The sequence below is a fragment of the Nocardiopsis lucentensis DSM 44048 genome, from assembly GCF_000341125.1.
In the GTDB taxonomy this organism is placed as follows: Bacteria; Actinomycetota; Actinomycetes; order Streptosporangiales; family Streptosporangiaceae; genus Nocardiopsis; species Nocardiopsis lucentensis.
On the sequence record NZ_ANBC01000773.1, the window covers coordinates 21,869 to 29,807 of the forward strand.

The 7,939-nt window shown below is 73.3% G+C and carries 9 protein-coding genes; 5 read left to right on the top strand and 4 right to left on the bottom strand.

What is annotated here, in order from left to right:
- Positions 1-71: 71 nt before the first annotated feature.
- Positions 72-1,307 (top strand): DUF418 domain-containing protein, encoded by a 1,236-nt coding sequence (locus tag D471_RS0127000; RefSeq protein ID WP_017601503.1) that lies wholly within the window; start codon positions 72-74, stop codon positions 1,305-1,307.
- Here the strand turns inward: D471_RS0127000 and D471_RS0127005 are convergent.
- Positions 1,288-2,178: an NAD(P)-dependent oxidoreductase gene (locus D471_RS0127005; RefSeq protein WP_017601504.1), complete on the bottom strand. Its 891-nt coding sequence runs from the start codon at positions 2,176-2,178 to the stop codon at positions 1,288-1,290. The two genes, D471_RS0127000 and D471_RS0127005, sit on opposite strands and share 20 nt — an antisense overlap.
- 96 nt (positions 2,179-2,274) lie before the next feature.
- Here D471_RS0127005 and D471_RS0127010 point away from each other — a divergent pair, with 96 nt between their 5' ends.
- The 3 genes from D471_RS0127010 (at position 2,275) to D471_RS0127020 (ending at position 4,671) form a co-directional block, all read left to right on the top strand.
- The gene (locus D471_RS0127010) at positions 2,275-2,613 is read left to right on the top strand and encodes a winged helix-turn-helix transcriptional regulator (RefSeq protein WP_017601505.1); all 339 of its coding nucleotides are present in this window, start codon (positions 2,275-2,277) and stop codon (positions 2,611-2,613) included.
- 638 nt (positions 2,614-3,251) lie between these two features.
- Positions 3,252-3,887 (top strand): hypothetical protein, encoded by a 636-nt coding sequence (locus tag D471_RS39765; RefSeq protein WP_017601506.1) that lies wholly within the window; start codon positions 3,252-3,254, stop codon positions 3,885-3,887.
- Between the two features lie 67 nt (positions 3,888-3,954).
- Positions 3,955-4,671 carry a hypothetical protein gene (locus tag D471_RS0127020; protein WP_026128115.1) on the top strand — a complete coding sequence of 239 codons (717 nt, stop codon included), beginning with the start codon at positions 3,955-3,957 and terminating at the stop codon, positions 4,669-4,671.
- 22 nt (positions 4,672-4,693) lie between these two features.
- On the opposite strand, the gene D471_RS36430 is transcribed toward D471_RS0127020, so the two are convergent.
- Genes D471_RS36430 through D471_RS0127035 form a run of 3 tightly spaced genes read right to left on the bottom strand, consistent with a single transcriptional unit; the run spans position 4,694 to position 7,066 of the window.
- Positions 4,694-5,359 (bottom strand): bifunctional 4-hydroxy-2-oxoglutarate aldolase/2-dehydro-3-deoxy-phosphogluconate aldolase, encoded by a 666-nt coding sequence (locus tag D471_RS36430; protein ID WP_017601508.1) that lies wholly within the window; start codon positions 5,357-5,359, stop codon positions 4,694-4,696.
- Positions 5,356-6,102 carry an IclR family transcriptional regulator gene (locus D471_RS0127030; RefSeq protein ID WP_017601509.1) on the bottom strand — a complete coding sequence of 249 codons (747 nt, stop codon included), beginning with the start codon at positions 6,100-6,102 and terminating at the stop codon, positions 5,356-5,358. The genes D471_RS36430 and D471_RS0127030 overlap by 4 nt, the downstream gene beginning before the upstream one ends.
- Positions 6,103-6,124: 22 nt before the next feature.
- Positions 6,125-7,066: a sugar kinase gene (locus D471_RS0127035; RefSeq protein WP_017601510.1), complete on the bottom strand. Its 942-nt coding sequence runs from the start codon at positions 7,064-7,066 to the stop codon at positions 6,125-6,127.
- Between the two features lie 200 nt (positions 7,067-7,266).
- Here D471_RS0127035 and D471_RS0127040 point away from each other — a divergent pair.
- Positions 7,267-7,939, top strand: a 673-nt coding sequence (locus D471_RS0127040; protein ID WP_026128116.1) for an amidohydrolase family protein, incomplete at its 3' end; no start/stop codon positions are given.

The following is a 7,939-nucleotide window of genomic DNA, read 5'->3' on the forward strand; positions in this document are numbered from 1 at the left end:
CGTTCCCCCCACCCCGACTCGGCGAGCCCGGCCCATGGTCCGGGGCGCTCCCCGGTCCCTAGGTTCGGGGCATGAGCACACGTGCGGCCGACGGCCCCTCCACACGGCCCGAACCGGGGCGGCGGATCCTCGACCTCGACGCCCTGCGCGGCTTCGCGCTGCTGGGGATCCTCGTCGTCAACATCGGCTTCTTCGCCTCCGGATACGCCTTCCACCAGGTGCACGACCCCGCCTTCACCTCACCGCTGGACCGGGGTACGCACTGGTTGGTGGCGATGTTCTTCGAGATGAAGTTCTACCTGCTGTTCTCGTTCCTGTTCGGGTACGGCTTCACGCTCCAGTTCGACTCGGCCCGGCGGCGGGGCGTCGGCTTCACCGGAAGGTTCCTGCGGCGGCTGGTGGGACTGTTCGCCATCGGGGCCCTGCACGCGGTGCTGCTGTTCCAGGGCGACATCCTCACCACCTACGCGGTACTCGGACTGGTCCTGCTCGCCCTGCACCGGGCACGGGCGCGTACGGCTGTGATCACGGCGGCGGTGCTGGTCGGCCTCGTCGCGGTCATGATGCGCTGGGCGGGGATGAGCGGGGCGGCCCCCTTCGACGCGGAGACCGCCCTGGCCGCGGGAGAGGCGACCACGGCCGCGCTCGCGGGTGGCCCGCTGACCGTCATCGGCGAACACCTGGAGAGCCTGCCGCGCATGCTCGTCACGCTCGTGGGCGTACAGGGTCCGGTCGCGCTCGCCGCGTTCCTGGTGGGGCTGGCGGTGGGACGGCACCGGGTCCTGGCCGACGCGGGCGCCCACGACCACACGCTGCGCCTGATCCAGTGGGTGGGCTTCCCGGTCGGCCTCGTCGGATCCCTGGTCCTGGCCGATCTGGGAGGTACCGCCGACCTCTACGCGCTCTCCCTGGCCCTGCTCACCGCCCCGTTCCTCAGCGCCGCCTACGCCGCGACCCTGCTCCGCCTCTTCCAACGCGGTCGCGGTCGGCGGATCGCCGCCGCGCTCGCCCCCGCCGGACGGATGGCCCTGTCCAACTACCTCGGCCAGTCACTGGTCTGCGCGCTGCTGTTCACCGGGTTCGGCCTTGGGCTGGTGGGACGGGTCGCCCCGCCGTTCGTGCTGCTGATCGCGGTCGTCCTCTTCGCCGTGCAGCTGTGGCTGAGCGCGTGGTGGATGGCGTGGCACCGGTACGGCCCGGCCGAGTGGTTCCTGCGTGCCGTCACGAACCTGGAGGTCCCCGACTGGCGGCGGCGCGAGGGTCGGCCGGACCGTGCGGACGCGGATCTCAGCGGGGCACCTCGCTGAGCAGGTCGACCACGCCCGTGCCGTCCTCCTCCGCACCGCCGCGGGCCAGGCGGAGCTCCATCAGGCGCGTGTACGGGCGGAGGAGTTCGGTGCTCACGCCGCGCTCCTCGGCCGTCCGTAGCAGGGTGGCGTTCCCCCTGACCTGCATGGCGAGGTTGGAGGCGACGCCGGTCGTGTAGTCGCCGCTCTCCAGCCGCCGCGCGGTGTCGGGGACGGCCGAGGCCATGGCGGCCAAGAAGTCGGAGAGCAAGGCACCGAACCGCGCCAGGTCCACGTCCGCGTCGCGGACCAGGGCGAGGCCGTGGGCGGCCCCGGCGAACATGCCGCTCATCGCGCTGAGCAGGGCGACGTCGTGCAGGGCGGCGTGCCCGGCGTCCTCGCCGACGAATCTGGTCGTGAGGGGCACGGACAGGGTGCGTTCGTGACGGGCGAAGGCGTCAGCGGAACCGCTGTAGAAGACGTAGCCGCCCGCCTCGGGGGCGGCGACCATGGTCGGGACCGCCATGATCCCTCCGCTGACGAACCGGGCGCCCCGGGTGCTCGCCCACTCCGCGCGTGCGCGCGCCTCCTCTGGCGTGCTCGTGGTGACGTTGACCAGGTCCTTCCCGGTCAAGTCGGCGTCGGAGAGCACGGCGCCCACGGAGGCGTCGTCCCACAGGACGGTGACCACCAGGTCGCTCGCGGCGACCGCGTCGGCGGCCGTGGCGGCGACGTCGGCGCCCTCCGCTGCGAGGGGTTCGGCTCGGGCGGCGGTGCGGTTCCAGACGGTCACCGGGTGACCGGCGGCGCGCCAGGCGCGGGCGAAGGCGGCGCCCATGTCGCCGAGGCCGAGGACGCAGACGCGGGGCTTTTCGATCGTGTGTTCGGTCATGTCGACTAGGGTTCATGCAGGACTCGGGTGCCCACAAGTACGCACTTCGAAGTGAGTGCGCACCTCGGGGTAAGCGTGCAGGTGAAGGAGGGGAGCATGCGCGAGTCACGCAGGCCCGGCGCGTACAGCTGCGGTCTCGACGCCGCGCTCGACGTGATCGGGGGCAAGTGGAAGGTCGTGATCGTCTGGGCGCTGGAGGAACGGCCGCGACGGTTCGGTGAGCTGCGCCGCATGGTGAAGGGCGTGTCGGAGAAGGTGCTCGCCGCCCACCTGCGGGAGCTGGAGGAGGACGGCATCGTGCGCCGCGAGGATTTCGGGGAGGTGCCGCCGCGTGTCGAGTACTCGCTGACCCCGATGGGGGTCTCCCTCAACGCGGCGCTCGGGCCGCTCGGAGCCTGGGGGGACGTACACGTTCGCGGCGTCGCCCCCCACTGAGCGGATGCGGGTCGACCGGTGACGGGACGGGCCGGGCCACCGGCGGGACGGCTCGACCGTCGCCCGGGGCGGGGCCTGACACCGGCCTTCCTCCCCCTGGCCGGTGTCGTCGGACGGCACCCCTCGGGTGACCGTTCCGGGAAACAGGCCCTGGACCGGGGAGAACGCCGCGAGGCCGTGCCGGGGCGCCGTGCGGCAGGGTACGTGACCGCGGACACGCCGTGGGGGTGACCCGGCTTCGGTGGCCGGTATGTGCCATTCCGGGGGTAAGGCGTACTTTCGGTGTTCGCGGCGTGGGACCATACGTGGCGTCAGGTGCCGACTCTCCCCCGGATGGACCCTCGCTCATGGGACAGCCCCCTCAACCGCCTCAGCCGGGCCCACCGCCCCCTCACGGTCAGCCGGGGCAGCCCTCGTCCCCGGGGGTTCCCGGGCAGCAGCCCCCGCCCCGACCGGGGCAGCCGGGCCAACCCGGCCCGTTTCCCCAGGCGGGGCAGCCGGGCCGACCCCCGTTCCCGGGGAACCCGGGGCAACCCCAACCTCCGCATGGGTACCCCGCGCCACAGGGGCATCCTGTTCCTCCTGGGCAACCGGTGTCGCCGCCGACCGCCGCGCGGCCGCCCCGCAGGGCCCTGACGGTGACCGTCACCGCCCTCGCGACCCTGGTCGTCGCGGGAAGCCTCACCTGGACCGTGCTCTACGCCCTCTCCCCCTTCGGGCCCTCCGGCGTGAGCCCCGCCAGGGGGCTGCCCGCCGACCCGTGCACGGTCGTCAGTGAGGAGCTCCGCGACGACCTCGACGCGGAGGTCTCCTCCTGGAGCGTGTCCAACTACTCCAGCGGGTGCGGCTGGAATGTCTCCATGCATGGTCAGGACGAGGTCTCCCTGAGAGTCTTCCACTCCGTGCCGATGTCGGAGGCGGACGCCGAACTGGCCGAGGAGCTGTCCGACGAGGACGTCCCCCGGGACGCCGAGACGATGTACGAGGACGAGGTCGAGTCCGCCGGAGAGCTCGCCGCCGTGGTCGAGGGATCGACGACGGAGATCGTCGGTACCGAGGAGGCGGATCTCGGCCTCGGGGACGAGAACGTGCTCGTCCTGGCGGACATCGCCTACGAGTACGAGTCCGGCACCACCCAGCGCGTGAGCGTCGTCGTGCGTGAGGGAGACGTCGTGAGTTCGCTCCGGGTGACCCTGCCGAGCGGCGGCGACGACCTCGACGCCGCCGGGGCCGAGGAACTGCTCACCGACGTGATCGCCGACGTGTTCGGATAGCCGCCCTTCCCCAGACGCACGGGGCGCCGCCCTGTGGACGGCGTCCAGACGACAGGAGACCCCCGCCATGCAGCAAGGCCCCGCCCAGTACCCCGCCGCCCCCACGCCCCCGCCCGTCCCACCGCCCGTGAGGAGGGGCGGTACCGGGCGCACCGTGGGGATCACCGTGGCGGCGACGCTCGCGGCCTACGTCGCGGTGGCCGGGGCGGCCGGGACGGTGTTCGCCCTGACCGGCTCGGGCACGGCCGCACCGGAGCCGGAGTTCGACGAGCTGCCCGGTGATCCGTGTGCCGCCGCGACGGGGGCGGAACTGGGTGCCCTCTCAGCCGCACTGCCGGGTCAGGGGTACTACGACGGCGGCATGAGGTGCAATTGGGTCGCCGAGTTCTCCGACGGAACCGTGGGGCGCTTGACGGTCTCCTTCCAACTTCCCCACGACGACGACTACGAGGCCGTCGTGGATGAGGAGGAGGCGGAGCGGGAGTACGACGAGGAGGCGGAGGATCTGCTCGGGGAGGCGGAGTACCAGTGGCGGGACGTCATCGAGTCCGACGAACTCGACGGCCTCGGCGACGAGGCGCTGGTCTCGCACTACGTCGTGGGGAGCGGTGAGGAGCCGCGCAGTCAGGCCGACGTGCTGGTGCGTGTGGGCACCGTCCTCATCGAGGTCTCGGCGGGCGAGGCCTACGGTAGCGCCACCGGCGAGGCCGACTTCGTCGACGACGAGGAACTGCTCATCGCCGTCGCCGAGCGCGCGGTGACCATGCTGGAGGAGCGTGAGTGACCACCCGGATCCCTGCACGGGTCTACCGGGACAGAGCACCGGCCAGGTCGGACAGTCCGCCGCCGGCGGCCAGCGACCGGCCGACGCCCACCCCGAGCGCGCCCGCGCGCAGGTACTCGGGGGCGCTCGTCGCGTCGACGCCCCCGGTGGCCACCACGCGCAGCTCCGGGAACGGTCCGCGCAGGGCCGGGATCCAGCCCGGCCCCAGCAGGTGCGCGGGGAACGCCTTGACCGCGGTGAGCCCGAGCCGCACCGCCTGACCGACCTCGGTCGGTGTGGCCGCGCCGGGTAGGAACGGGACCCCCATGCGGTCGGCCTCGGCGACGGTGTCGGCGTCCAGGCCCGGTGCCACGCCGAACCTCGCACCGGCGTCGACGGCGCGTCGGAGCCGCTCGGGGGTGGTGAGGGTTCCGGCGCCGACGTCGAAACGCCCCTCGGCGGCCCGGACGACCGCCTCCAGCGCGGGCAGGCCCTCCTCGCGCTCCAGCGTGACCTCGACCAGCCGCACACCGGCCCGCCAGGCCTCCCGGGCGGCGGAGACCGCGTCGTCGGGGGAGACACCTCGCAGGATCAGCATCAGGGGGACGGGGGACAGCCCGTCGGTGAAGTAGTCGGCCCAGACGGCGATCGGGCGGTGCGGCGCTCCGCCGCCGTCGGGGGACGCGGTGGTGGTGGACTTACTGGTCATGGCTGGCTCCAACCCAGTTCCTCGCTGATGTCGCGTGCGGTGGCGGTGAGGTCTCCGGTGAGGGCGAGCAGGCCCGGCCGGTCGAGGACCATGCTGGGTGCCGAGACCGAGATCGCCGCCGTCACCTTCCCGGAGGCGTCGAAGACGGGCGCGGCGACGCAGTGGACGAACTCCTCGTGCTCGAAGTCGTCGAGCGCCCATCCGCGCTCCGCGGTCAGGGCGAACTCCTCGTCCAGCGCCGCCCGGTCCGTGCGGGTGTTGGGTGTGCACCGGGCGAACGGCGGGTCGCCGAGAAGGGCGTCGCGCTCGTGCTCCGGCAGATGGGCGAGGATCGCCTTGCCGATGCCGGTGGCGTGCAGCGGGGCGAGCGCGCCGATGTGGGAGTACATGCGCACGGCGTGGCGCGACTCGACCTTGTCCAGGTACACCACGCGGTCGCCCTCCAGCGCGCCTAGGTGGATGGTCTGACCACAGGCGGCGCCCAGGTCCCGGAGGTGCCGGGCGGCCAGGCCGCGCACGTCGAAGCCCTCCAACGCGGCGGCGGCGAGGGTGGCCATCCGGGGCCCCAACTGGTACCTGCCGTCGTCGGCGCGGCGCACGAACCGCTGCTCCTCCAGGGTGCGCAGCAGGCGGAGCGAGGTCGTGCGGTGCACGTCCAGGCGGCGACCGAGCTCGCTGATGGTGGTCGGTCCGTCGGCCAGCTCCACCAGGATGCGCATGGCGCGTTCGACGCTGTTGGACACCGCGGTCCTCCCCCTCGGTTCGTCACTGCGGGCGCGGCCCCAGGTCAGGGCCGGAGCCAGTCTCGCAGGCGGTGGGGACGCGCGGCCGCGTGGGCGGGATGTCCCCGTGGATCCCCAGGACGACCCCGGCCAACCGGGCGCCCTCCGCCAGGCAGTCCGGGACCGGGGACCCGTCCAGCAACCGCGTGAGGAACCCGGCGGCGAAGGCGTCGCCGGCGCCGACCGGTTCGACGACCTCGACCCTGGGCGCGGCCTGGAACCAGGATCGTCCGTCGCGCACGGCCGTGGCGCCCTCGGCGCCCTGCTTGACGATGATCAGGTCGGGGCTTCGACGTCCGGTTCCCCGCAGGAGGTCGCACAGTTCCGGAACGTCGGTCACCCCCCACAGCGATTGGGCCTCGTCGAGTCCGCAGAAGACCACGTCGGCGCGTCGGGCGAGGTCGAGCAGGGTTCCGGCGTTGCGGGCGCCGTGCAGCGCGGGCCGGTAGTTCACGTCGAAGCTGCGCAGGGTGGCCTCGGGGGCGGCGTCCAGCAGCTCCTCGACCAGCCCGTGCGCGGACGCGGACAGGGCCGCGGTGATCCCCGAGGTGTGGACCAGGCGGGGACGCAGTCGCCAGATCTCGGCGGCGTCCTCCCCGCCGAGGGCGGAGGCGGCCNAGCGCACGCGGGTGCCGTCGGGGCCCGGTTCCTTCATGTACAGGCCGGTGGGGCGTTCGGGGTCGGTGCGGACGACGCAGCGCACCCCGGCGGCGGCGAGGCGGTCGCGGATCCGCTGTCCGAAGGGGTCGTCGCCCAGGGCGCCGCGCCAGGCCACCGGCCGCCCCGAGCGGGCCAGGTGCACGGCGACGTTCGACTCCGCTCCACCGATCTCCGCGCGGAACAGCGGCGCGGTGTCCGCGGCGTGTCCAACGGTTCCCTCGGGGACGAGCAGCGCCATCGTCTCGCCCACGCACACGGCGTCCACCGACCCGGGATCGCCGTCCGGGCCACCGGCGGGGGAGTCCGCCCTGCTCCCAGTCCGTTGCGGTTCGTTCACTCACGACCTCCCGTTCATCGTCCGCGTCACACGGGGTGTTGACCCGCGACACAGCCGAATGCTATTCCTTGCGATGGGAAATACGCAACACTGCTGCACATAGCGCAGCAGCGAAGGGAATGGTCGGTGTGTGGGACCTGTTGCTGCGCGGCGGCCGTGTCATCGACCCCGCGTCGGGGCGTGACGAGACCGCTGACGTCGCCGTCCGCGCGGGCCGGATCGCCGCCGTCGCCGCGGGGCTCCCCGGGAGCCGGGCGGCACTGACCGTCGACGTGTCCGGCCGACTGGTCCTGCCGGGGCTGGTCGACGCGCACACGCACGTGTGGCACGGCGCCACCTACTGGGGGCTCGACCCCGAGCCCCTGGCCTGGCGCACGGGCGTGACGACCTGGGTCGACGCCGGATCCGCCGGTGCCTACGCCATGGAGGGACTGCGCCGCGCCGTCGCCGACCCCTCGCCGCTGCGCGTGCACGCGCTGATCAACGTCTCCGGGCTCGGGCTCGTCGGTCGCACGGGGGAACACCACGTACTGGAGAACCTCGACGTGGACGCCGCCGCCGCGGTCGCCGCCCAGCACGGTGACCTGGTCCGCGGCGTCAAGGCACGCATCGACCGCCACACCGTCGGCGAGCACGGCCTGGAGCCGCTGCGCCGGGCCGTCGAACTCGCCCGGCGGTTGGAGCGCCCGCTCATGGCGCACATCGGTTACGGTCCGCCCGACCTCGCCGACATCGCGCCCCTGCTCACCGAGGGCGACATCCTCACCCACTGCGCCACGGGTGTGGCCGCCGGCCTCGTCG

What these genes read in the sequence shown, in the direction of transcription:
- D471_RS0127000 (WP_017601503.1), top strand. Translation starts at nt 72, where the DNA reads ATGAGCACACGTGCGGCCGACGGCCCCTCCACACGGCCCGAACCGGGG.
- D471_RS0127005 (WP_017601504.1), bottom strand. Translation starts at nt 2,178, where the DNA reads ATGACCGAACACACGATCGAAAAGCCCCGCGTCTGCGTCCTCGGCCTC.
- D471_RS0127010 (WP_017601505.1), top strand. Translation starts at nt 2,275, where the DNA reads ATGCGCGAGTCACGCAGGCCCGGCGCGTACAGCTGCGGTCTCGACGCC.
- D471_RS0127020 (WP_026128115.1), top strand. Translation starts at nt 3,955, where the DNA reads ATGCAGCAAGGCCCCGCCCAGTACCCCGCCGCCCCCACGCCCCCGCCC.
- D471_RS36430 (WP_017601508.1), bottom strand. Translation starts at nt 5,359, where the DNA reads ATGACCAGTAAGTCCACCACCACCGCGTCCCCCGACGGCGGCGGAGCG.